Below are 21,388 nucleotides of genomic sequence, written 5' to 3'. Positions count from 1 at the left end.
GTGTCTTCGGGGCCCCCGGCGGCGCCGCGCCGCATCGGCGCAGCCTACCCCGTGATGGCCGGGCCACACCGGCTCCGGAGGGCCACAAGATCGCTACAGATCGGTGAACGGATCGGTAAGCGGATCGGTGAACTGCTGGTGCGGTGGTCGGCGGGGGGCTGGTGTGAGATGCGCGGCATGCGGTGTGTCCGTGGCGCGGGCCGGGTCAGCCGGCGGCTCGCCGGTTGGCCTTGGAGCGGGAGCGTTTTTCGACGTACATCCGCTGGTCGGCGGACTCCAGTACTTCTTCGGCCGTCATCCCGCAGCTGGCCCAGCCGATGCCGAAGCTGGCGCCGACGCGGACGGCGCGGCCCTCGACGCGGATGGGCGGGATGATGGCGTTGCGCAGGCGGACGGCGAGGTCGGCGGCGTCGGCGGTGCCCAGGCCGTCGGCGAGCACCACGAACTCGTCGCCGCCGAGCCGGGCGACGGTGTCGCCGTCGCGGACGCCGCTGGTCAGCCGGCGGGCGACCTCGATCAGTACGGCGTCGCCGGTGTTGTGTCCGAAGCGGTCGTTGATCGACTTGAAGCCGTCGAGGTCGCAGAAGAGGACGGCGAGGCCCTTGGAGCCGTCGTCGGCCGGTCCCTCGGCGGGGGCGATGAGGTGGACGTGGTGGTCGAGGGGGACGGGGGCCTTGCCTTCGAAGCCGTCGATGCCGTCGAAGGGCTGGTCGCTGGGGTGGGCGCCGCCGGCGGAGGCGTAGGCGTCGGCCATCGAGCCCGGTGGGCGCGAGCACAGTCGGGCGCCGAGCCGGGCGCGCAGTTCGGCGCTGTTGGGCAGTCCGGTCAGGGAGTCGTGGCTGGCGCGGTGGGCGAGCTGCAGCTCGTGGCGTTTGCGTTCCTCGATGTCCTCGACGTGGGTGAGCAGGTAGCGGGGGCCGTCGGCGGTGTCGGCGACGACGGAGTTGCGCAGGGAGACCCAGACGTAGGTGCCGTCGCGGCGGGCGAGGCGCAGCTCGGCGCGGCCGCCTTCGGCGGAGGTGCGCAGCAGGGTGCCGATGTCCTCGGGGTGGACCAGGTCGGAGAAGGAGTAGCGGCGCAGGCCGGAGGCGGTGCGGCCGAGGAGCCGGCACAGGGCGTCGTTGGTGCGCAGCAGCCGTCCGTGCTGGTCGCCGCCCATTTCGGCGACGGCCATTCCGCTGGGTGCGTACTCGAAGGCCTGCCGGAAGCTTTCCTCGCTGGCGCGCAGGGCCTGCTGCTCGCGCTCCAGCCGGACCAGGGCGCGCTGCATGTTCGCCCGCAGTCGGGCGTTGCTGATCGCGATGGCGGACTGGAACGCGTACATCTGGAGGGCTTCCTGGCCCCAGGGGCCGGGGCGGCGGCCGTTGCGCGGACGGTCGACGGAGATCACTCCGAGCAGCTCGCCGCCGCCGTTGCCGGCGGTGTACATGGGCGCGAAGAGGCGGTCCATGGGGTGCCACTCGTCGGGGAAGCGGGGTGCGGGGCCGGCGGTGTGCCACTGGGGGACGTCGTCGTCGTCGAGGACCCAGCCTTCGGTGTACGGGATGAAGCACAGGTCGCCCCATCGTTCGCCCATGGACAGCCGGCGGTCCCAGGAGGCCCGGGAGCCGACCCGCCCGGCCATCAGGGCTTCGGCGCCCGCGCTGCCGGCGACGGCGGCGACGACGAGGTCACCGTCGGGGCGGACGAGGTTGACCGCGGACAGCTCGTAGCCGAGGCCGGCGAGCGCGCCGTCGGCGACGGTCTGCAAGGTGTCCGCAAGGCTGCGTGCGGTGTTCAGCTCGGCGACCACTTGGTGCAGCTGCCGCAGGGTCGCAAGACGGACGTATGGCTCCGACTCGGTCTCCATCGCTCGCTCTCCCTGAGACCTCGACAGCAAACTCCACGATTCTTCGTCGTCCGATTTCCACGCTCACTGAATCACAGTGAGCTGTTCACTCGGTACACAGGGTCAACAATTAGCGCCTGCTGTGACTCAAGTCACAGACTGTGAGCAGGCTTTGGCGATCTTCGGCGCCCCCATTATTCGAGTCCGCGTTCACTATTTCTACACTTTCTGAACGCAAATTCTGAGGTTCGCGGGCTTCCGGGCGCTTCCACCCCGGGCGACTGGGTCGTCGGACCTAGGTCGCATGTGGTCCCCGGGCCCGATGCGACCCGGCGCGGGGGGACGTTAGCGTTCGTGGCGTGTTCACGAAAACCCCCGCCGACGCGGCGTCCGCCGGGCCCGCGGCCCCAGCCACACCCGCCGTCGCCCTGACATCCGTGCCGGGCGGCGCACCGATCCCGCATTCTGTTGGGGTGAGTGACGACGAGTTCCGTGCCGCCCTGTCCCGCCTCGCCGCCGGCGTGGTGCTGATCACCGCCCACGACCCGGACGACGGGCCGCGCGGCGAGGACGTCGGCATGACCGCGACGGCGTTCCTGTCCGTCTCCCTCGACCCGCCCCTGGTGATGGTGAGCGTTCGCAACGACTCACGGATGGACGACCTGCTGGCGGCGCAGCCGCTGTGGGCGGTGTCGGTACTGTCCGGGCACCAGCGGCAGATTGCCGGACGATTCGCGATGAAGGGCCGCATCAGCGACAGACTGCTCTTCGAGGACATCGCGCATGTAAGGGGCGAAGCGTCCGGCGCCCCGCTCATCGGGGGTGCCCTGGCGACGCTGGAGTGCCGTACCGAGCAGCGGGTGGTGGCCGGCGATCACACGCTGGTCATCGGGCGGGTGCTGGCGACGTCGGTCCCCAATGAGGACGACGGGCCGCTGACGTACTTCCGGGGGAAGTACCGGCACTTGGGGTGAGCGGGGCGGCGGTGCCGGCGGCTCAGCCCCAGTCGCGGCCCGAGCGGCCGCGCTTGGTCTCGCCGCGCTGCTTCTTCTCCCGCAGCCGGCGCTCGTTGATGCCCCGTGGGATCCGCGACTTGCGGCGCGGTGCGGGCGGCGGCGCGGTGGCCTGTGCCAGCAGCGCGGCGAGCCGGACGGCCGCGGTCTCGCGGTTGCGCCATTGGGAGCGGTGCTCGGAGGCGCGTACGGACAGCACGCCGTCGATCAGCCGGCCGGCCAGCCGCTCCAGGGCACGCTCCTTCCACACCGGCGGCAGCGCCTGCGTCTTGACGAGGTCGAAGCGCAGCTCGACCTGGCTGTCGCTGGTGTTGACGTGCTGGCCGCCCGGACCCGAGGACCGCGAGAAACGCCATACGAGCTCGGCCTCTGGAAGGACGACCGAACCGCGGATGACATAGGGCCCGGACATGCGTCCTATGATCCCCCGGGCCAAGGGCTCCCGTCACCCTCTTTACTGGGCGCCCGCGGGGGCCTTCGGCATCAGGATTCGGCAAAGAGAGTAAAGACAGCTGGAACCTCGTGGTCCCCTCACGGCGTTGTGGTGAGTGACGGTAGCTTCGTGCGCAGTACGGAGCCCGACGAATCGACGCGTTGACAAGGAAAGGGACATCCCCATGGCTGTAAGCCTGTCCAAGGGCGGCAACGTCTCCCTCACCAAGGAGGCACCGGGCCTGACCGCCGTCACGGTCGGCCTCGGCTGGGACGTCCGCACCACCACCGGCACGGACTTCGACCTCGACGCCAGCGCGATCGCGGTCAACCCGAGCGGCAAGGTCTACTCGGACCAGCACTTCGTCTTCTTCAACAACAAGGCCACGCCGGACCAGTCGATCGTCCACACGGGCGACAACGTCACCGGCCAGGGCGAGGGCGACGACGAGCAGATCAACGTCAACCTGGCGGGTCTGCCGGCCGACATCGACAAGATCGTCTTCCCGGTCTCGATCTACGACGCCGAGAACCGCAGCCAGAACTTCGGCCAGGTGCGGAACGCCTTCATCCGCATCATCAACCAGGCCGGCGGCGCCGAGATCGCCCGCTACGACCTCAGCGAGGACGCGGCCACCGAGACCGCCATGGTCTTCGGTGAGCTGTACCGCAACGGCGCGGAGTGGAAGTTCCGCGCCGTGGGCCAGGGTTACGCGTCGGGCCTCGTCGGCATCGCGCAGGACTTCGGCGTGAACGTCTGAGGCAGCCGGGCGAGCACCCACGACGCGTGAGCGTCACGGGCGCGTAGGCGCACGAGGCTTACAGGGCCGGTCCCCTTCGGGGGGCCGGCCCTTCGTGCGTGGGCGCCGGCCGGCCCCGGGGGCGCCCGCGGGGGCCGGCGCGGATCAGGCGACCGCGTCCTCGGGGGCCGCGTCGGTCGGCGTGGCCAGCGCCGCCACCTCGTCCAGCGACAGTCCGAGCGTGCCGGCCAGCGCGGCGACGGTGAAGAACGCCGGTGTGGGCGCCCGGCCGGTCTCGATCTTCCGCAGCGTCTCGGCGGACAGCCCCGCCGCCGCCGCGACCTCGACCATGCTGCGCCCGCCGCGCGCCGTACGCAGCAGCGCGCCGAGCCGTTCACCGCGTTCACGTTCCCAGGGGGTCAGTGGAGTTCGCACCATGCCCGTGATACTAATACCGGTATAGAAATACCGGTAAAGAAATAACGCTTGCCTGGGTGGCGGGCGCTGGGGAGGTCGTACAGATGGTGGAGATCAAGACGGATGCGGCACTCGACGCGATGCGGGTGACCGGCCGGGTGGTCGCCGACGCGCTGGCCGCGGTGCGCGCGGCCGCCGCCCCGGGGGTGCGGCTGCTGGAGCTGGACGAGGTCGCCCGTACGGTCCTGCACGAGGCCGGCGCCACCTCGCCGTTCCTCGGCTACCGCCCGTCCTTCGCCCCCACCCCGTTCCCGGCCGTGATCTGCGCCTCCGTCAACGACGCGATCGTGCACGGCATCCCGAACGCGACCCGGCTGCGCGACGGCGACCTGGTGAGCATCGACTGCGGCGCCGTCGTGGACGGCTGGGCGGGCGACGCGGCCCTCAGCTTCACGGTCGGCACCGCGCGCCCCGAGGACCGGCGGCTGATGGACACCACCGAGCGGGCACTGGCGGCGGGCATCGCGGCGGCCGTGGTCGGCGCCCGCATGGGCGATGTCTCCCATGCGATCGGCAGCATCGGGCGCGCCGCCGGCTACGGCATCCCCGAGGACTTCGGCGGCCACGGCATCGGCCGCCGGATGCACGAGGACCCGCCGGTCCCCAACGACGGCCGCCCCGGCCGGGGCCCCGTCCTGCGCCACGGCCTGGTCATCGCCATCGAGCCGATGTTCCTGTCCGGCGGCAGGGACGACTACCGCGCGGACGCCGACGGCTGGACGCTGCGCACCATGGACGGCGGCCGCGCCGCCCACTTCGAACACACGGTGGCGGTGACGGACGAGGGACCGCGGGTGCTGACGGTGCCGTAGGGGCGGGCATGCCGTAGGGCCGGAGCCCGTCCGGCCCGTCGGGAATACCTCCCCGGCCCGGGCCCGTTGTGGCCCCGCAGGGGGCGCTCGCATCCCCTACGGGAAGCGTTCGACCCCGCCCTACGGGGCGCCTGCCGGGTGGCTGCCGCATGGCCACCGCTACTTGCCGAGCGCCTCGGCGCCGGCCGTGGCGTACTGCTCGTCGAGGGCACCGCTCGGGGCGCCCGCGACGCCGATGCCCGCGATCGGGGCCCCCTCGGCCTGTACCGGCGTGCCGCCCGCGAGGAAGAGCGTGCCGGGGATGTCCTTGAGCGTGGGTGCCTGGTCGAGCCGCTTGACCAGCTCCGAGGTCGGGGCGTTCCAGGAGACCGCGGTGAACGCCTTGCGCCCGGCCGACTCGTACGACTGCGGCCCGGCGCCGTCGCCCCGCAGCTGGACGAGCGTGTTGCCGTTGCGGTCCACGACGGCGACCGAGACCGCATGGCCGCCCTTCTTCGCGGCGTCCACGGCGGCCCGGGCGGCCCGGGTGGCGGCGCCGAGCGTGAGGTGGGTGCTGGTGCGGGTGAGGCTCTCGTCGACGGTGGCGGCGGCCGCGGCGGTGGTGGCCTGCGCGGGGGCGGCGGTCGCGGAGACGGCGCCGAAGGTGCCCGCGCCGAGCAGGGCGAGCGCGACGGCACCGGCGGCGATACGGGCGCGCGGGGACAGCTTCTTGGCGGCCGGGGTCTTGGCGGCGGCCGGGGAGTCGGTCGTCTGGGTGGTGGCGTTGTCAGTCATGTCCTCATCGTCGAGGGGACGCGGGGGCGCGCGAATCGGTGGTCCGGCCGGGATCGCCGTGCATGATGGGGGATACGGGTGTCGGCCGATCGGTTGATGCGGGACGCTCGCCGCGCGGGCTAGGACTTAGGACTACGGGGTCACCACGACGACCAGGTCGCCACGACGACAGAGTCGCCATGACCACGAGGTCGTCGTGACCACGAGGTCACAACGGCCACGAGGTCACCAGGGCCCCGAGGTCGTCACGGCCACTAGGTCGTCACGGCCACGAGGTCGCCACGGCCCCGACGAGGAGATCCACGTGCACAGCACCCCGCAGCCCCCGGCAGCGGACCCGCCGCGAGAGCCCCATCCGGACGCCCGCTGGCTGGGCCCGGTCATGCATATCGCGTTCTTCCTGCTGCTGGGCGCCTCGCTCGCCCGCTTCCTGACCCGGCACCCCGGTGAGCCCCGCACCCCCTGGATCATCGCCCTCAGCCTCGCCCTCGCCCTGCTGTACGTCCTCGGCCCGGCGCTCGGCTTCCGTACGCACGCCGAGCGGCGGCCGAACGCCCGCCGGCTGCTGTGGCTGGGCGCGGTGGTGGCCACCTGGGTCGTCCTGGTCCTGCTCGCGCCGAGCTTCGCCTGGTGCGCGGTGCCGCTGTTCTACACCGGCCTGCAGACCCTGCCCGCCGGTGCGGCGTCGCTGCTGGTGGGCCTGCTCACCGCGTTCGTCGTCGCCGCCCAACTGCGGCTGTCCACCGGCTTCGACCCGAATCTGCTGCTGGCCCCGCCGGCCGTCGCCGCACTCGCCACCGCCGTGTTCATCCATATGGAGCGGCAGGCCGAACGCCAGCGGGCGCTGATCGACGATCTGCTGCGCACCCGGCGCGAACTGGCCGCCACGGAGCGGCGCGAAGGCACCCTCGCCGAACGGCAGCGGCTGTCGATGGAGATCCACGACACCCTCGCCCAGGGGCTGTCCAGCCAGCAGATGCTGCTGCAGGCCGCCGACCGCGTCTGGGACTTCGACGCCGCCACCGCCCGCGGCCATGTCCGTACGGCCACCGAGATCACCGCCCGCAACCTCGCCGAGGCCCGCCGCTTCGTGCACGACCTCGCCCCCGCCGACCTGGCCGACGGCGCCTCGCTGTCCCAGGCGCTGCGCGAACTCGCCGCGCGGACGGACGAGTCCGGGTTGGGCGGCGAGTCGGGAGTGGGCCGGTCGGGGGTGGGCGGTGGGCCGGCCACCCGTGGACCGGCCGTACGGTTCCACCAGGACGGCACGCCCGCTCCGCTGCCCGACCGGGTGCAGTCGGCGCTGCTGCGCATCGCCCAGGGCGCCCTGGCGAACGTCCGTGAGCACGCCGCCGCGACCACCGTCACCCTGACCCTCAGCTACCTCGGCGACCAGATCGTCCTCGACATCGCCGACGACGGCCGTGGCTTCACCCCGCCGCCGGCCCCGTACACCCCCGTCTCCCCCGCCGCCTCCGGGCGTGAACGGGGGCACGGCCTGCCCGCCATGTACGCCCGGATGCGGCAGCTCGGCGGCACCCTCACCATTGAATCCGCACCGGGCGAGGGCACCGTCCTGTCCGCCGCCGTCCCCCTGGAGAACGCCCCATGACCCCATCCGCCGGCGCACCCGAGCACACCCCCGTACGCGTCCTGCTCTGCGACGACCACGCCGTCGTGCGCGCCGGGCTGCTCGCCCTGCTCAGCAGCGCCCACGGCATCGAGGTCATCGGCGAGGCCGGTGACGGCGAGGAGGCGGTGGCGCTGGCCGCCGCGCTGCGCCCCGATGTGGTCCTGATGGATCTGCAGCTCGGCTCCGGTATCGACGGCATCGAGGCCACCCGCCGCATCACCCGCGCCCAGGCCGCACCCGGCTCGGCACCCGCAGCACCCGGGTCCCCCTCCGTACCCGCCTCCGTACCCGGCTCCCCCGGCTCCTCACCTGCCGGCCGCGGCACCCCCCATGTCCTCGTGCTGACCACCTACGACACCGACGCCGACATCACCCGGGCCATCGAGGCGGGCGCCACCGGCTATCTGCTCAAGGCCGAGCGGCCGGAGGAGTTGTTCTCCGCGATCCGTGCCGCGGCCGCCGGCCGCAGCACGCTCTCGGCGCCGGTCGCCCATCGTGTCCTGGCCCAGATGCGCAGTCCGCGCCCCACCCTCACCGACCGGGAACTGGACATCCTCGGCCAGCTCGCGCGCGGGCTGAGCAACCGCGAGATCGCCCGCGCCCTCTTCATCAGCGAGGCCACGGTCAAGACGCACCTGGGGCGCATCTACGACAAGCTCGGTGTCGACACCCGCGCCGGCGCCGTCTCCGTCGCCAAGGAGCAGCGGCTGCTGCCCTGAGGCGCCGGCAGGCCCCTCCATGACCGCCCCCCACGACCGCCCCCATGTCCGACCCCATGGCCGACCCATGGCCGACCCATGGCCGACGCCGTGGCCCGCGCCCCCTTGGTTGCGGGCCGATGCGGGCGAGGGCCCGCCGCGGGGGCGTGACACCATCAAGACGTGATCGACCTCGGCTACTCCCTCTCCCGCCGCTTTCCGGATCCGCCGCAGACGGACTACCGGAGCGCGGACGTGCACACGCTGCGCCACGACCTCTTCTGCGGCGACGTCTACATCGCCGACACGAAGACGGACCGCGAGCTGTCCACGGCCTGGGGCTGGGTGCCGGTCCTCGACTTCGCCTGGGCGCTGTGCGACATCGTCGAGCGGCTCGACACCGACCCCCGTGGCAACCGCTCCGCCCGCCCGATCCACGCGGAGCTGGACTTCACCGAATCCGCCGACCGGATGCTCTTCGAGCGCCGCTTCGGGTGGGTGGACATCGACGCGGACTGGATGCCGGCCGACGAGGCCCCGCTCACCTTCAACCACTCCGCGCTGCGCCGCGAGGCCCGCGACTTTCTGCACGACCTGATCGCCGACCTCACCGACATGCACGACGGTCTCGGCGACAACCCCGCCATCTGGGACCTCCAGGCCCGCTTCCCCCGGGTCTGAGCCACACCCGGCGGGCTCCGGCACCCCGCGCGGCGCCTCCTCCTCGCGCGGGCCCGGCGTCACTCCACCCGTACGCCTATCTGCGCCGCGAACGCCGGCGCCAGATCCATCAGCTGGGTCGCGCTGATCACCGCGCCCGACAGCCGGTCGATGCCCCGTGCGATGTCCACCGCGGCCGCTCCGCGCAGATCGACGTCCTTCATCCGCGCCTCGGAGAAGTCCACCCGCGCCAGGGTGCAGTCGTCGAACGTCACCCGCTCCAGCTCAGCCCCCGCGAAGTCCGCCTCGATCAGCACACAGCCCTCGAAGGCGACGTCCCGCAGCTTGGCGCGGCGCAGATTCGGGAAGTCGATCTTCCCGCCGCGCACCACGACCCGCTCCAGCACCGCACCGTGCAGCTGCACCCCGCCGAGCCGGGCGTCCGAGACCTCCACATCGCGCAGCGAGGCCCCGGACAGGTCCGTCCCCACCCCGCGCACACCGCTCAGCACGCTGTCGATGAACCGCGCCCGGCTGAGCACCGTCTCGTCGAGTCCGCAGCGCCGCACCGCGCAGTCCATGAACCGCGCGCCGCGCGCCGACTGCCCGGCCCAGTCGGCCTCCGCGAACTCCAGCCCGTCGTAGTCCCCTTCGGCCTCCAGCTCCCCGCCGTCGTACGCCGCCAGCTCCGGCAACCGCACCTGAGGCCGCCGCACCGCCCGCACCGTCTCCTTACCGCGCCCCGCCACGCGCTCACCTTCTTCCGTCCTGGCGCCGTCCGCGTCCCGTGCTCGCGCCGTACGCGTTCCGCCCTCCGGTTCCGTCCCTGCCCATCCATCGTGGACCACCCCACTGACAATCCGCCCTGACCTGCGAAAACAGCGGATCCCGGGCCTCATGCGCGGCCCTCGGCGCATGCGTCTCGGCCGGCCGGACCGTCCGGCGGGCGGGGGTTGACCTCAACCGGGCTTGAGGTAACAGAGTGTTGGTGTTCGCCCGCCGGGTAGGGCGAACCGTCCACGTCCCAACCGCCAAGGAGACAGCGCCATGCACGCGATCCGGCTGCACGCCTTCGGCCCCGCCGAGAACCTCGCCCACGAGACCGTCGAGGACCCCGTGCCGGGCCCCGGTGAGGTCCGCGTCGCGGTGGCCGCGGCCGGCGTCCACCTCCTGGACACGGCTCTACGGGAAGGCCTGCAGGGCGGGCCGATACCGCTGCCCCCGCTCCCGACCGTGCCCGGCCGGGAGGTCGCCGGCACCGTCGACGCGCTCGGCGAGGGCACCGACCCCGCCTGGCTCGGCCGGCGCGTCGTCGCCCATCTCGGCGCGGCCCCCGGCGGCTACGCCGAACTGGCCGTCGTGGCCGCCGACCGGCTGCACCCGATCCCCGAGAACCTGACCGCGGCCCAGGCGGTCGCCATGATCGGCACCGGCCGCACCACCATGGGCATCCTGCTCTTCGCCGACCTGACCGCCGACGACATCGTCCTCGTCCCCGCGGCCGCCGGCGGTATCGGCTCACTGCTCGTCCAGTACGCCAGGAACGCCGGCGCGACGGTCATCGGGCTGGCCGGCGGCACCATCAAGGCGGCGTGGGCCCGCGAACTCGGCGCCGACCTCGCCGTCGACTACACGGACGACGACTGGCCGTCGCTGGTCCGCGCCTTCCTCGACGCACGCGGCGCGCCCGGCGCCACCATCGTCTTCGACTCGGTCGGCGGCGCCCCCGGACGCGCGGCCGTCGACCTCCTCGCCGAGGGCGGCCGCCATCTGGTCTTCGGCTGGTCCTCGAAAGGTGTGCTCACCGGTGGCCCGCTGGAGTTCACGGACGGCGAGCTGGCGGCCCGGGGGATCACCTCCGAGCAGGTGCTCGGGCCGCCCATGCTGGCCCGGGCCGGCGGCGCCGACCCGATCCGCACCCTGGAGACCGCCGCGCTCGCCGAGGCCGCGGCCGGTCGGCTCGTACCGGCGGTCCAGGCCTTCCCGCTGTCCGAGGCCGCGGCCGCACACCGCGCCCTGGAGACCCGCGGGACGATCGGGAAGGTGGTCCTGGTGCCGTAGTGGCGCCGCGGCCGGCGCGGGCCGGAAGGGCGGACAGGCAGACCGGCGGACGGGCGCACAGGCAGACGGACGGGCGGGCGGACGGGCGGACGGGCGGACGGGCGGACGGGCGCACAGGCAGACGGACGGGCGGGATTTTGCGGGCCCGGCCGGCCATGACCCGTCGGCCCGGCCCTGCGGCCCTAGTGCACCACCGCCATCTCCCGCGCCGTCTCGTTCAGCCGCCGTCCGCCCGCGTCCGTGCACGTCACGATGTCCTCGATCCGCACCCCGAACCTCCCCGGCAGATAGATGCCCGGCTCGATCGAGAAGCACATCCCCGGTACGAGCGGCAGATGTTCGCCCTCCACCAGGTACGGCGGCTCGTGCGTGGTCACCCCGATGCCGTGCCCGGTCCGGTGGATGAAGTACTCGCCGTACCCCGCCGCCTTGATCACCCTCCGGGCCACCCGGTCGATGTCCTGGCACGCGACGCCCGGCCGTACCGCGTCGAAGGCCGCCTGCTGCGCCTCGCGCACGATGTCGTGCACCTTGCGTTCCTCGGCGCCCGGCTCGCCGACGTGCACGGTCCGCGAGGTGTCCGAGCCGTATCCGTCCTTCAGCCCGCCGAAGTCGAGCACGACCATGTCGCCGTCCTCGATGACCCGCTCCCCCGCCTCGTGGTGCGGATTTGCGCCGTTGGGGCCGGAGCCGACGACCGTGAAGTCCACCTGGCTGTGTCCGTGCTCGATCAGCAGCCGCGAGAGGTCGCCGGCCACCTCCGACTCCCGCCGCCCGGCGAAGCGCACCCTGAGGATCTCCTCGTACGTCGCGTCGGCGGCGGCCCCGGCCGCGGCCAGCCGCGCCACCTCGTGCGCGTCCTTGACGGCACGCAGCATCGGCAGCACCTCCGTCAGCGCGGCGTACGCGCTCCCCGGGAGCGACCGCTGCAGCCCCAGCAGATGCAGCGCCCAGGTCGCGTCGGACACCCCGTAACGCCCCTGCGGCTCGATCCACTTGGCGATCTCCGCGTACGGATCCGAGCCGTCGCTCCACCCGGACACCTCCATCGCCCCGCCGCCCCCGGTGGAGCGCTCCGCGTCCGGCCGCTCCAACAGGGGTACCAGCAGCCGCGAGCGCTGCCCCGGCGCGATCACCAGGGCGGTCAGCCGCTCCGTGACCGCGGGCGGCCGGTAGCCGCACAGCCACGTCAGATCCGGCCCCGGCGTCACCAGCAGCCCGGCCAGGCCCGCCTCGGCGGCGGCCTGCCCCGCCCGCTCCATGCGCCGCTCGTAGTCCTCTTGGGTCATCGAAGTCACCATGCCCGTGAACTTACGCCGACGCCGGGCGGACGGCCCGTCAGAACCGGTCGTCCTCGGGCCCCTTCACCCCTCCAGTGTCACCACAGACGCCTCTTCGGTCCCGTCCCCGTGCCCCTCCCATCCCGGAGACTCCCCCTCCCGACCCGGGCTCCCGGCCCCCGCTCCCGGCCTTCGCCGGTCATCCTTCAGGCGTCCTCCGTGCCGGGCGGGTGCGACCAGAGGGGGAGAAGGAGATCGGTCGGCGGGTCGACCACCGGCCGTGTCCACCCTGAGTACGGTGGCCCGGAGAGCGAAGGAGCCGCGTGCCACAGCGCGGTCAGCGCCACGCGGGACGGGCCGCACAGCACGGACAGGACAGCACGGACAGGGCACAGGAACAGGCCGAGGTCACCATGGCACCACCGCACCAGCCGTCTCGCCGCCGCCGGGGCGACGCGCTTTTCGTGATCGTCTTCGTCGCGGTCGCGGCCCTCATCCTCGGCGGGATGCTGTGGGCCAAGAACAACGTGACCGAGATCAAGAAGTGGCGGGGCGGAAACGCCTGGTACCTCACGTACGAGGCCACGTCCTCCCGCGGCGAACCCCGGGCCGCCGCGGTGAGCTACCGGCACAACCCGGACCGGCACCAGCCCGACCGCAAGGACGTGACGCTGGGTCCCGTCAAGCTGCCCTGGAGCACGGAAGCCCTCGTCAACACCGGCGAGGAGGCGCGCGTGGAGGTCACCCCGGCCGGGAACGGGACCGTCTCCTGCCGCATCCTGCTGGACGGCGTCCGCGTCGTCGCCTCGGGCAGGTCTCCCGGCCCCGGCAAGCCCGCCGTCTGCCACGTGGTCACCAGCAGCACCCCGGAGGAGTGGCCCCGCTGACGAAGCGCCGGCATCTCCGGGGAGATCCACTCCCTCGCTCCCCAGCGCCCTCGCGCCGTCAACTCCTCCCCTCCGTGCGGCACCCGCCCGTGGGTCGTACGCCACCGGCAGGCCATGCGGTGTTCACCCGCTCCTGGTGAGCTGCGAGCGTCCGGCGACAGCCGGTCGTAGACGAGGAGATTTCATGCGAAGACTGCGCCTGTCCCGCCGCCGCGCCATCACCGGCGCCGCCGTGCTGCTCGCCGCGGGTGTGGCCATCCCCGCGGGAGCGGCCGCGTTCGGGCCCAAGGACCAGGCGGCGCGCGCGATCCAGGGCGGCAAGGCGAAGAACGTCATCCTGCTGATCGGTGACGGGATGGGCGACTCGGAGATCACGCTGGCGCGGAACTACACCGTGGGCGCCGCGGGCCGGCTCAACATGGACAAGTTCCCGCTGACCGGCGCGTACACGACGTACGCGGTCGACAAGAACGGCAAGCCGGACTACGTCACCGACTCCGCGGCCAGCGGCAGCGGTTGGGCCACCGGGCACAAGACGGTCAACGGCCGCATCTCCAAGACGCCGGACACCGACGAGCCGCTGCCGACGATCCTGGAGCTGGCGCAGAAGAACGGTTACGCCACCGGTTCGGTCACCACCGCCGAACTGACCGACGCCACACCGGCCGTGCTCGCCTCCCACGTCAGCGACCGCAGCTGTCAGGGCCCGGCCGACATGGCCAAGTGCGCGGTCGACACGATCGCCGCGGGCGGCCTCGGCTCGATCGCCGAGCAGAGCGTCAACCACAAGGTGGACGTGCTGCTGGGCGGCGGGAAGCAGCGCTTCGACCAGAAGATCACCCAAGGCCCGTACAAGGGTCTGACGGTGGCGGAGCAGGCGCGCAAGCTCGGCTACCAGATCGTCACCGACAAGCAGGGCCTGAAGGGTGTCGAGGGCGGCAAGCCGGTCCTCGGGCTGTTCGCGCCGGGCACGGTCCCCGTCGAGTGGACCGGCAAGCCCGCGGCCGTCGGCGGCACGGACCCGCAGCGCTGCACCACCAGCAACGCGCAGCGCCCCGCCGGTACCCCGGCGCTGGACGAGCAGGCCACCAAGGCGATCCAACTGCTGGAGAACAAGCAGAAGTCCCGGCGCGGCCAGGGCCGCCACCAGGGCTTCTTCCTCCAGATCGAGGGCGCCTCGATCGACAAGCAGGACCACGCCGCCGACCCCTGCGGCCAGATCGGTGAGACCGCGGCCTTCGACCGGGCCGTGAAGGTGGCCCGCGACTACGCCGCGAAGCACCCCGACACGCTGGTGGTCACCACGGCCGACCACGGCCACTCCAGCCAGATGGTGCCGCTGGAGGCCAACCCGCCCGGCCTGTCCTCCACCCTCGTCACCGACGAGGGCGGCCGGGTGAAGGTCAACTACTCGACCAACACGCCGGGCCAGCCGCAGGAGCACACCGGCACCCAGGTACGGATCGCCGCGCAGGGCCCGCAGGCCTACCGGGTCCTGGGCGTCACCAACCAGACCGACCTCTTCACCACTCTGCGCAAGGCGCTGCGGCTGCGCTGACCGCTGCCGACGGACGTCGGGGGGAGGGCCGGGATCCAGCGGCCCTCCCCTCATGCCGTCCTCGGGTCCGTCGGCGTCCAGGTGACCGGCAGTTCGTGGACGCCGTAGATGTTCATGTCGGTCCGCAGGCGCACCTCGCCTGCGGGGACGGCGAGGTGGAGGGTCGGGAAGCGGCGCAGCAGGCCGGCGAAGCCGGCGCGCATCTCGATGCGGGCGAGCTGCTGGCCCAGGCACTGGTGGATGCCGTGGCCGAAGGAGGTGTGGCCGCGGGCCTTGCGGTGGATGTCCAGGGTGTCGGGGTGGTCGAAGCGCCGGGGGTCGCGGTTGGCGGCCAGCAGGGAGACGACGACGGTCGATCCCTTGCCGATGGTCTCCCCGCCGAGTTCGAGGTCTTCGGTGGCGTAGCGGTAGAAGATGTCGGCGACGGACAGGTAGCGCATGAGTTCCTCGACGGCGTCGGGGAACAGGTCGGGGTCGGCGCGCAGTTCGGCGATCTGCTCGGGGTGTTCCAGGAGCGCGAAGGTGCCCAGTGCCAGCATGTTGGCGGTGGTCTCGTGGCCGGCGAGCAGCAGCAGGAAGGCGATGCCGGTGAGTTCTTCGATGGTGAGGTCGTCGTGGCGGGCCAGGTCGGACAGGATGTCCTCGCCGGGGGTGGCGCGTTTGCGGGTGACCAGTTCGGCGAGGTAGCCGTTCATGGCGCCGTAGGCGGCCATCTTCTCCTCGAGCACCTGGTCCTTGGCCATGAACTTGGCGGAGTTGGTCTGGAAGGTGTCGCGGTCTTCGTAGGGGACGCCGAGCAGCTCGCAGATCACCAGTGAGGGCACCGGCAGCGCGAACTCCTTGACCAGGTCGACCGGCGGGGCGAGGCGTGCCATCTCGTCCAGTTGCCGCTCGACGATGTCGCTGATGCGCTCTTCGAGCATCTTCATGCGTGCGACGGTGAAGGCGCCGGTGAGCTTGCGCCGCAGCCGGGTGTGGTCGGGCGGGTCCATGGCGACGAACAGGCCCGGGACCTGCGGGGACGGTTCGGTGACGACGGGCATGCCGGGGGTCTCGTACGGCAGGTGGATGACGCCGAGGTCCTGGCGGGAGCTGAAGCGGGTGTCGGCCATGAGCCGGCGGACCGCGTCGTAGCCGGTGACGAGCCAGCCCTGGTGGCCGTCGGGGAAGGCCATGGGGCTGACCGGGCGGGTCTCGCGCAGCCGGGTGATGTCGCGGGGCGGGTCGAAGGGGCCCGCGTCGCGGTCCATGGGCAGGCCCTGCGGTACGGGGGCGGTCTGGTTCTTCTGAGGCATCGGGATTCCTTTCGCGGCGGTTGGTGTTGCGGCCACGATCGCCGAGGGGCCTGACATCCGGCTGACACGGCTCTGACACGGCCAAGCCCCGGGCGCGGTCGGGGAGATGGCGCGGCCCCGGGCCGTTCCTCGCCCGTGGCAAAATCGTCCGGGTGCAGATCGGGATGCTCGGTTCGTTCGAGGTTCGCACGGATGACGGCGTCCTGGCCGACGTGCCGGGCGCCCGGTTGCGCGGACTGCTGACCGCCCTCGCGCTCGAAGCGGGTCGGGTGGTCTCGAAGGCGGCGCTCGTCGACTGGATTTGGGGTGAGCGCCCGCCGGCCGACGCGGCGAACGCCTTGCAGCGCCTGGTCTCCCGGCTGCGGAAGGCGCTGCCGGAGGGGTCGGTGGAGGGGCGGCCGAACGGCTACCGGCTGGCGGTGGAGCCCGACGCCGTCGACGCCGTGCGGTTCGAACGCCTCGTCGGCCGGGCCCGCGACGAGGAGGATCCGCGGCGGCTGCGCGAGGCTCTGGCGTTGTGGCGCGGTGCGGCCATGCAGGACGTCGGTGTGCGGGGCAGTGCGGCGTTCGACGCGGCGGTCAGCCGGCTTGAGGCGCTGCGTCTGACCGCCATGGAGGACCGGTTCGATGCGGAGATCGACCTCGGCCACGGCGTGAGGCTGGTGACGGAGCTGACCGACCTGGTGGCCGCGCATCCGGTGCGGGAACGGCTGGTCGCCGCGTTGATGCGGGCCCTGGTCGCGTCCGGTCGCGACAGTGAGGCGCTGCTGGTGTTTCAACGTACGAGGGAGACCCTGGCCAACGCCCTGGGTGTCGACCCGTCGCCGGAGCTGGCCGCTTTGCATGTCGCGCTGCTGCGCGGCGAGTTGGGGCCGCGGGAGGAGGGCCGCAGGACCAACTTGCGTGCCGAGCTGACCAGTTTCGTCGGCAGGGACGCCGATGTCGCCGCGGTCGGTGAGCTGTTGGCCGGGCACCGGCTCACCACCGTGATCGGGCCCGGCGGTGCGGGGAAGACCAGGCTGGCGACGGAGACCGCGCGCACGCTGCTCGGCGATCTGCCGGACGGGGCCTGGGTGGTGGAGCTCGCCGCGCTCGGCGCGGACGGCGATGTGGCGCAGGCGGCGCTCGCCGGGCTGGGCCTGCGCGACGCGCTGCTCGGCGGGGCGCCCCACGCGGAGCTGACGGACCGGCTGATCGCCGCGATCCGTGAGCGGGACGCCCTGCTGATCCTGGACAACTGCGAGCATGTGATCGAGTCCGCGGCGGTGTTCGCCCATCGGGTGCTCGGGGAGTGCCGGCGGCTGCGGATCCTCGCGACGAGCAGGGAACCGCTCGGCATCACCGGTGAGGCGCTGTGGCCGGTCGCGCCGTTGGCCCTTCCCGCGCAGGACGCCGACCCCGGCCGGATCGCGTCCTCGCCGGCCGTGCGGCTGCTGCGGGACCGGGCCGGCGCGGTGCGCACGGACCTCGCGGTCGACGCCCGCACCTTGACGGCCATGGCGCGCGTCTGCCGGGCGCTGGACGGTATGCCCCTGGCGATCGAACTCGCCGCGGCCAGGTTGCGCACCATGTCCCTCGACCAGCTCGCCCATCGGCTCGACGACCGGTTCCGCCTGCTGACCGGCGGCAGCCGCACCGCGCTGCCGCGGCACCGGACGCTGCGTGCGGTGATCGACTGGAGCTGGGAGCTGCTCACCGACGCCGAACGGACGGTGCTGCGCAGGCTCTCGGTGTTCTCCGGTGGTGCGAGCCTGGAGGCGGCCGAGCACGTCTGCGCGGGCGACGCGGTCGAGGCGGGGCAGGTACTGGAGTTGCTGACCGCGCTGACCGAGAAGTCGCTGGTGCTCGCCGAGGGCGACCGGGCGCCCCGCTACCGGTCGCTCGGCACGATCAAGGAGTACGCCGGGCAGCGGCTCGCGGAGGCGGGGGAGGCGGATCTCGCGCGCCGCGCGCATCTGGCGTACTTCACCGGACTCGCCGAGACCGCGGAGCCGCATCTTCGCCGCGCCGAGCAGCTGGAATGGCTTGCCGCGCTCGAGGTGGAGCACGACAACATCGCTGCGGCGATGCGCGGTGCGCTGGCGGCGGGCGAGGCGCTCGGGGCGATGCGGCTCGCGGCGGCCGCCGGCTGGTACTGGTGGCTCGGCCGGCACAAGGCCGAGGGCCATGAGCTGATCATGGCGGCCACCGCCCTGCCCGGCGAGGTGGCCGACGAGATCCGGGCCGTGGTGTACGCGTTCGTCGTCATGTACGTGACCTCCGGGCTGGGTGACCAGTACCAGGCGCAGGAGTGGATCCGCAGGGCCTACGACCTCAGCCGGCGGGTGCGGGGCCGGCACCCGGCGCTGGGGTTCGTCGCCCCGCTGGAACGCCTGCTGCGGGCGCCGGACGCCTCCCTGCCCGCGTTCGCCTCGCTGCTCACCGACGAGGACCCCTGGGTGCGTGCCCTCGCCCGGCTGCACCTCGGCAAGATGCGGATCATGCTCGGTCACAGCGGCCGGGACGCGGACGCGTATCTGGAGGCGGCGCTCACCGAGTTCCGCGCGCTCGGCGAACGGTGGGGGATGTCGTTCGCCCTGATCGAGCTGGCCAATCGCATCGCCATGCGCGGCGAGTTCGCCGCTGCGTGCGCGTACTACGACCAGGCGATCGCGGTCGTCACCGAGGTCGGGGCCCTCGAGGACGTGGCGCCGATGCGGTCGCGACAGGCCCAGTTGTACTGGCTGCTGGGCGACGAGAAGTCCAGCGCGGACGCGATGGCCGAGGCGCAGCGGTCCGCGGAACGGGTCGCCTGGCCGAATGCGCTGGCGGAGCTGGCCCTGGCGAAGGCGGCGCTCGCGCGCTGGCGCGGCGACGCCGAGCAGGCCCACCGGCAACTCGGCGTCGTGACGGCGATACTGGGCGACGACGCCGAGCGGGCGAACATCCGCGCGGGGATACAGGACCTGCTCGGCTACCTTGCCGAGGATCTCGGCGAGTCCCGCGGACACCGCCTCGCGGCCTTCCGTGCGGCGTCCGAGGCGGGGCATGCCCCCCTGATCGCGCAGGTGCTCGTCGGGATCGCGGATCTGGCGCTGCGTGACGGACGGTACGAGCAGGCCGCGCGGCTGCTGGCGGCGAGCGCCGGTGTGCGCGGTCTGCCGGATCGTTCCCAACCGGATGTGGCCCGCATCGAGCGGGCCGCGCGGCGTGTCCTCGGTGACGCGCGGTTCACCGAGGCGACGCGGGACGGGGCGCGCACGGGCTGGCGCGAGGTGGCCGCGGCCGCTCTCACCGGGTGAACGGGCGATGGGTGGTCGACCCGGCCACTCTCCTCGCGGTGCCGCGCGGCGCCGCGTGGCATCACATGGCATCACGTGGCACCACCTGACACTGCCCGGCGTCACCCGCCGCGCCCCATAAGGGGTCACCCACACTTGCACATGGCGCCATCATGGTGCCATCATGACGTCATGGACCTCACGCCGTATGTCGACACCCTGCGCCGCGAACTCGCGGTGGCCGCCGAAGCCGGCGGAGAAGAAGCCCGCGAGCTGGCCGAGCGGCTCACCGCTCCCCTGGAGTCGGCGACCCGCCTGACCATGCTCAATGTGCTCTCCGCCGCGATGGACGAGATCACCCGCGAACTCGCCCCCGGCTCGGTCGACGTACGGCTGCGCGGACTGGACCCCGACTTCGTGGTGACCCCGCCCACCGGCGGCGGCCCCACGGAAGCACCCGCCGGCCCCGCCGAACCGCTCCAGGCACCGGCACCCACCGAAGGCGACGAGGGCGGCACCGCCCGCGTCAATCTGCGCCTGCCGGCCCACCTCAAGGCGCGCGCCGAGGAGGCCGCGAGCCGCGAGGGCCTGTCGGTCAACGCGTGGCTGGTGCGGGCCGTGTCGGCCGCGGTCACCGGCGGCACGCAGCCCCGAAGCACGACGGGCAGGACCCGCACCGTCGGACAGAGCTTCACGGGCTGGGTGCACTAGCCGCGCCCGCGCCCGCGCCACTTCATCCACACCACGTCCCACCAGCAGGGACGCCACCAAGACCCAAGAGGACGGTACAGCCATGCCTTCTTTCGACTCTCCCGAACCGATCGCCGTCACCGCCCACGTGGAGGCCGGCTCCATCCACTTCACCGCGAGCGACCGCCTCGACACCGTCGTGGAGGTGCGGCCCCGCAACCCGAAGCAGGACCGGGACGTACGGGCCGCCGAGCAGGCCGAGGTCACCTACGCGAGCGGCAACCTGACCGTCAGGACCCCCAAGCAGCGCAATTCGCTTCGCCGCCCCGGCACCGTCGACGTGACGGTCGAACTGCCCACGGGCTCGCGCATCGACATGACCGGCGCCTGGGCCCAGGTGCTCGGCGAGGGCCGGCTCGGCGAGGTCCGCGTGAAGACCTCGTCCGGTGACACCCGCCTCGACACCACCGGACCGCTGCACCTGACCGCGGCGCACGGCTCGATCACCGTGGACCGGGTCGAGGGCACGGCCGAGATCACCACCAGCACCGGCAGCCTGCGCGTCGGCACCGTCAACGGCTCCGCCGTCCTGAAGAACTCGCACGGCACGACGATCGTCGGCGCCGTGAGCGGCGAGCTGCGGGTGCGCGGCGGCCACGGGGACATCGACATCGCACGCGCCGAGAGCTCGGTCGCCGCGACCACCGCCCATGGCACCGTGCGCGCGGCCGACGTGGCCCGCGGAACCGTCCAGTTGGAGACCTCCTACGGCGCCATCGAGGTCGGCATCCGCGAGGGCAGCGCCGCCTGGCTCGACGTCAGCTCGGGCTCCGGACAGGTACGCAACACCCTCACCGCCTCCGAGGCCCCCGAGAACACCGGCGACAGCGTCGAGGTCCGCGCCCGCACCCGACACGGCAACATCGACATCCTCCGCGCCAAGCCCTGACCACGGGCTCTACCGACTCACGCTCACCTTCACCCCTCACCCTGCCCCTCACTCCCACCCGCCCCAGCCACTTCGGGCTATCTGTCATGCCCACACCAAGACGCGCCACGACGCCCCGCACCAGGACACGCAGCCCGGTCCACTGCCGCCCGGCCCGATCCATTGCCGCCGGCCGCCGCCTCCACCACCGGGCCGCGCAAGTCCTCCGGCGACAAGCCCGCCCTCAACGCTCGCGTACGGTGCTCAGCCACGTGAACCGCTGATACGCGCGATGCTCGATCGAGGCCGCCCTCCCGCCCACCCCGGGCACAGCCGGCAGCTCGACATCACCACCAGCGGCA

19 protein-coding genes are annotated in these 21,388 nt (G+C 72.8%); 12 read left to right on the top strand and 7 right to left on the bottom strand.

The window, feature by feature from the left end; genetic code table 11:
* Nucleotides 1-205: 205 nt before the first annotated feature.
* A complete protein-coding gene (cdgB, locus tag ACFWZH_RS03790; RefSeq protein WP_384424974.1) occupies nucleotides 206-1,849 on the bottom strand; it encodes a diguanylate cyclase CdgB in 1,644 nt (547 codons plus the stop codon).
* A gap of 338 nt (nucleotides 1,850-2,187) precedes the next feature.
* Between cdgB and ACFWZH_RS03785 the strand changes: the two genes are divergently transcribed.
* Nucleotides 2,188-2,802 carry a flavin reductase family protein gene (locus ACFWZH_RS03785; RefSeq protein ID WP_384424972.1) on the top strand — a complete coding sequence of 205 codons (615 nt, stop codon included), beginning with the start codon at nucleotides 2,188-2,190 and terminating at the stop codon, nucleotides 2,800-2,802.
* Between the two features lie 22 nt (nucleotides 2,803-2,824).
* Here the strand turns inward: ACFWZH_RS03785 and arfB are convergent, their stop codons facing one another.
* Nucleotides 2,825-3,253: an alternative ribosome rescue aminoacyl-tRNA hydrolase ArfB gene (arfB, locus tag ACFWZH_RS03780; protein WP_384424970.1), complete on the bottom strand. Its 429-nt coding sequence runs from the start codon at nucleotides 3,251-3,253 to the stop codon at nucleotides 2,825-2,827.
* Between the two features lie 205 nt (nucleotides 3,254-3,458).
* On the opposite strand from arfB, the gene ACFWZH_RS03775 reads away from it, so the two are divergent.
* The gene (locus tag ACFWZH_RS03775; RefSeq protein WP_384424968.1) at nucleotides 3,459-4,034 is read left to right on the top strand and encodes a TerD family protein; all 576 of its coding nucleotides are present in this window, start codon (nucleotides 3,459-3,461) and stop codon (nucleotides 4,032-4,034) included.
* A 144-nt stretch (nucleotides 4,035-4,178) separates the two neighbouring features.
* Here ACFWZH_RS03775 and ACFWZH_RS03770 read toward each other — a convergent pair whose 3' ends face one another.
* The gene (locus tag ACFWZH_RS03770) at nucleotides 4,179-4,451 is read right to left on the bottom strand and encodes a helix-turn-helix domain-containing protein (RefSeq protein WP_384424966.1); all 273 of its coding nucleotides are present in this window, start codon (nucleotides 4,449-4,451) and stop codon (nucleotides 4,179-4,181) included.
* A gap of 83 nt (nucleotides 4,452-4,534) precedes the next feature.
* Here ACFWZH_RS03770 and map point away from each other — a divergent pair, with 83 nt between their 5' ends.
* Nucleotides 4,535-5,302, top strand: a complete 768-nt coding sequence (gene map / locus ACFWZH_RS03765; protein WP_384425628.1) for a type I methionyl aminopeptidase — start codon at nucleotides 4,535-4,537, stop codon at nucleotides 5,300-5,302.
* Between the two features lie 159 nt (nucleotides 5,303-5,461).
* Here map and ACFWZH_RS03760 read toward each other — a convergent pair whose 3' ends face one another.
* The gene (locus ACFWZH_RS03760; protein ID WP_384424964.1) at nucleotides 5,462-6,076 is read right to left on the bottom strand and encodes a heme-binding protein; all 615 of its coding nucleotides are present in this window, start codon (nucleotides 6,074-6,076) and stop codon (nucleotides 5,462-5,464) included.
* Between the two features lie 382 nt (nucleotides 6,077-6,458).
* On the opposite strand from ACFWZH_RS03760, the gene ACFWZH_RS03755 reads away from it, so the two are divergent.
* The 3 genes from ACFWZH_RS03755 to ACFWZH_RS03745 all read left to right on the top strand — a co-directional run bounded on the left by ACFWZH_RS03755 (nucleotide 6,459) and on the right by ACFWZH_RS03745 (nucleotide 9,088).
* Nucleotides 6,459-7,688, top strand: a complete 1,230-nt coding sequence (locus tag ACFWZH_RS03755) for a sensor histidine kinase (protein WP_384425626.1) — start codon at nucleotides 6,459-6,461, stop codon at nucleotides 7,686-7,688.
* The gene (locus ACFWZH_RS03750; protein ID WP_384424962.1) at nucleotides 7,685-8,428 is read left to right on the top strand and encodes a response regulator; all 744 of its coding nucleotides are present in this window, start codon (nucleotides 7,685-7,687) and stop codon (nucleotides 8,426-8,428) included. Before ACFWZH_RS03755 ends, ACFWZH_RS03750 begins: the two co-directional genes overlap by 4 nt.
* Before the next feature lie 162 nt (nucleotides 8,429-8,590).
* Entirely contained in the window at nucleotides 8,591-9,088 is a 498-nt protein-coding gene (locus ACFWZH_RS03745; RefSeq protein WP_384424960.1) for a hypothetical protein, read from the top strand.
* A gap of 59 nt (nucleotides 9,089-9,147) precedes the next feature.
* Here the strand turns inward: ACFWZH_RS03745 and ACFWZH_RS03740 are convergent, their stop codons facing one another.
* Entirely contained in the window at nucleotides 9,148-9,792 is a 645-nt protein-coding gene (locus tag ACFWZH_RS03740; protein WP_384425623.1) for a pentapeptide repeat-containing protein, read from the bottom strand.
* Nucleotides 9,793-10,114: 322 nt separating this feature from the next.
* Here ACFWZH_RS03740 and ACFWZH_RS03735 point away from each other — a divergent pair, with 322 nt between their 5' ends.
* Nucleotides 10,115-11,128 (top strand): zinc-binding dehydrogenase, encoded by a 1,014-nt coding sequence (locus tag ACFWZH_RS03735; protein WP_384424958.1) that lies wholly within the window; start codon nucleotides 10,115-10,117, stop codon nucleotides 11,126-11,128.
* 182 nt (nucleotides 11,129-11,310) lie between these two features.
* Here ACFWZH_RS03735 and ACFWZH_RS03730 read toward each other — a convergent pair whose 3' ends face one another.
* Entirely contained in the window at nucleotides 11,311-12,417 is a 1,107-nt protein-coding gene (locus tag ACFWZH_RS03730) for a M24 family metallopeptidase (RefSeq protein WP_384425622.1), read from the bottom strand.
* A 314-nt stretch (nucleotides 12,418-12,731) separates the two neighbouring features.
* Here ACFWZH_RS03730 and ACFWZH_RS03725 point away from each other — a divergent pair, with 314 nt between their 5' ends.
* Together ACFWZH_RS03725 and ACFWZH_RS03720 are read left to right on the top strand one after the other, a co-directional pair.
* Nucleotides 12,732-13,295: a hypothetical protein gene (locus ACFWZH_RS03725; RefSeq protein WP_384424956.1), complete on the top strand. Its 564-nt coding sequence runs from the start codon at nucleotides 12,732-12,734 to the stop codon at nucleotides 13,293-13,295.
* A 184-nt stretch (nucleotides 13,296-13,479) separates the two neighbouring features.
* Nucleotides 13,480-14,853: an alkaline phosphatase gene (locus tag ACFWZH_RS03720; RefSeq protein WP_384424954.1), complete on the top strand. Its 1,374-nt coding sequence runs from the start codon at nucleotides 13,480-13,482 to the stop codon at nucleotides 14,851-14,853.
* A gap of 50 nt (nucleotides 14,854-14,903) precedes the next feature.
* Here ACFWZH_RS03720 and ACFWZH_RS03715 read toward each other — a convergent pair whose 3' ends face one another.
* Entirely contained in the window at nucleotides 14,904-16,148 is a 1,245-nt protein-coding gene (locus tag ACFWZH_RS03715; RefSeq protein ID WP_384424952.1) for a cytochrome P450, read from the bottom strand.
* Between the two features lie 152 nt (nucleotides 16,149-16,300).
* Between ACFWZH_RS03715 and ACFWZH_RS03710 the strand changes: the two genes are divergently transcribed.
* The 3 genes from ACFWZH_RS03710 (at nucleotide 16,301) to ACFWZH_RS03700 (ending at nucleotide 21,047) form a co-directional block, all read left to right on the top strand.
* Complete coding sequence (locus tag ACFWZH_RS03710; protein ID WP_384424950.1) at nucleotides 16,301-19,429, top strand: BTAD domain-containing putative transcriptional regulator; 3,129 nt, start codon at nucleotides 16,301-16,303, stop codon at nucleotides 19,427-19,429.
* A gap of 171 nt (nucleotides 19,430-19,600) precedes the next feature.
* Nucleotides 19,601-20,119: a hypothetical protein gene (locus ACFWZH_RS03705; RefSeq protein ID WP_384424948.1), complete on the top strand. Its 519-nt coding sequence runs from the start codon at nucleotides 19,601-19,603 to the stop codon at nucleotides 20,117-20,119.
* A gap of 82 nt (nucleotides 20,120-20,201) precedes the next feature.
* Entirely contained in the window at nucleotides 20,202-21,047 is an 846-nt protein-coding gene (locus ACFWZH_RS03700) for a DUF4097 domain-containing protein (protein ID WP_384424946.1), read from the top strand.
* Nucleotides 21,048-21,388 lie beyond the last annotated feature (341 nt).

Origin of the sequence: Streptomyces sp. NPDC059008, assembly GCF_042749045.1 — a bacterium.
In the GTDB taxonomy this organism is placed as follows: Bacteria; Actinomycetota; Actinomycetes; order Streptomycetales; family Streptomycetaceae; genus Streptomyces.
This window is presented reverse-complemented; position numbering and strand designations above follow the sequence as displayed.

Coding starts and splice junctions, on each gene's coding strand:
- cdgB (WP_384424974.1), bottom strand. CDS start 1,849: ATGGAGACCGAGTCGGAGCCATACGTCCGTCTTGCGACCCTGCGGCAG.
- arfB (WP_384424970.1), bottom strand. CDS start 3,253: ATGTCCGGGCCCTATGTCATCCGCGGTTCGGTCGTCCTTCCAGAGGCC.
- ACFWZH_RS03775 (WP_384424968.1), top strand. CDS start 3,459: ATGGCTGTAAGCCTGTCCAAGGGCGGCAACGTCTCCCTCACCAAGGAG.
- ACFWZH_RS03770 (WP_384424966.1), bottom strand. CDS start 4,451: ATGGTGCGAACTCCACTGACCCCCTGGGAACGTGAACGCGGTGAACGG.
- map (WP_384425628.1), top strand. CDS start 4,535: ATGGTGGAGATCAAGACGGATGCGGCACTCGACGCGATGCGGGTGACC.
- ACFWZH_RS03760 (WP_384424964.1), bottom strand. CDS start 6,076: ATGACTGACAACGCCACCACCCAGACGACCGACTCCCCGGCCGCCGCC.
- ACFWZH_RS03755 (WP_384425626.1), top strand. CDS start 6,459: ATGCATATCGCGTTCTTCCTGCTGCTGGGCGCCTCGCTCGCCCGCTTC.
- ACFWZH_RS03750 (WP_384424962.1), top strand. CDS start 7,685: ATGACCCCATCCGCCGGCGCACCCGAGCACACCCCCGTACGCGTCCTG.
- ACFWZH_RS03735 (WP_384424958.1), top strand. CDS start 10,115: ATGCACGCGATCCGGCTGCACGCCTTCGGCCCCGCCGAGAACCTCGCC.
- ACFWZH_RS03730 (WP_384425622.1), bottom strand. CDS start 12,417: ATGACCCAAGAGGACTACGAGCGGCGCATGGAGCGGGCGGGGCAGGCC.
- ACFWZH_RS03720 (WP_384424954.1), top strand. CDS start 13,480: ATGCGAAGACTGCGCCTGTCCCGCCGCCGCGCCATCACCGGCGCCGCC.
- ACFWZH_RS03715 (WP_384424952.1), bottom strand. CDS start 16,148: ATGCCTCAGAAGAACCAGACCGCCCCCGTACCGCAGGGCCTGCCCATG.
- ACFWZH_RS03705 (WP_384424948.1), top strand. CDS start 19,601: ATGGACCTCACGCCGTATGTCGACACCCTGCGCCGCGAACTCGCGGTG.
- ACFWZH_RS03700 (WP_384424946.1), top strand. CDS start 20,202: ATGCCTTCTTTCGACTCTCCCGAACCGATCGCCGTCACCGCCCACGTG.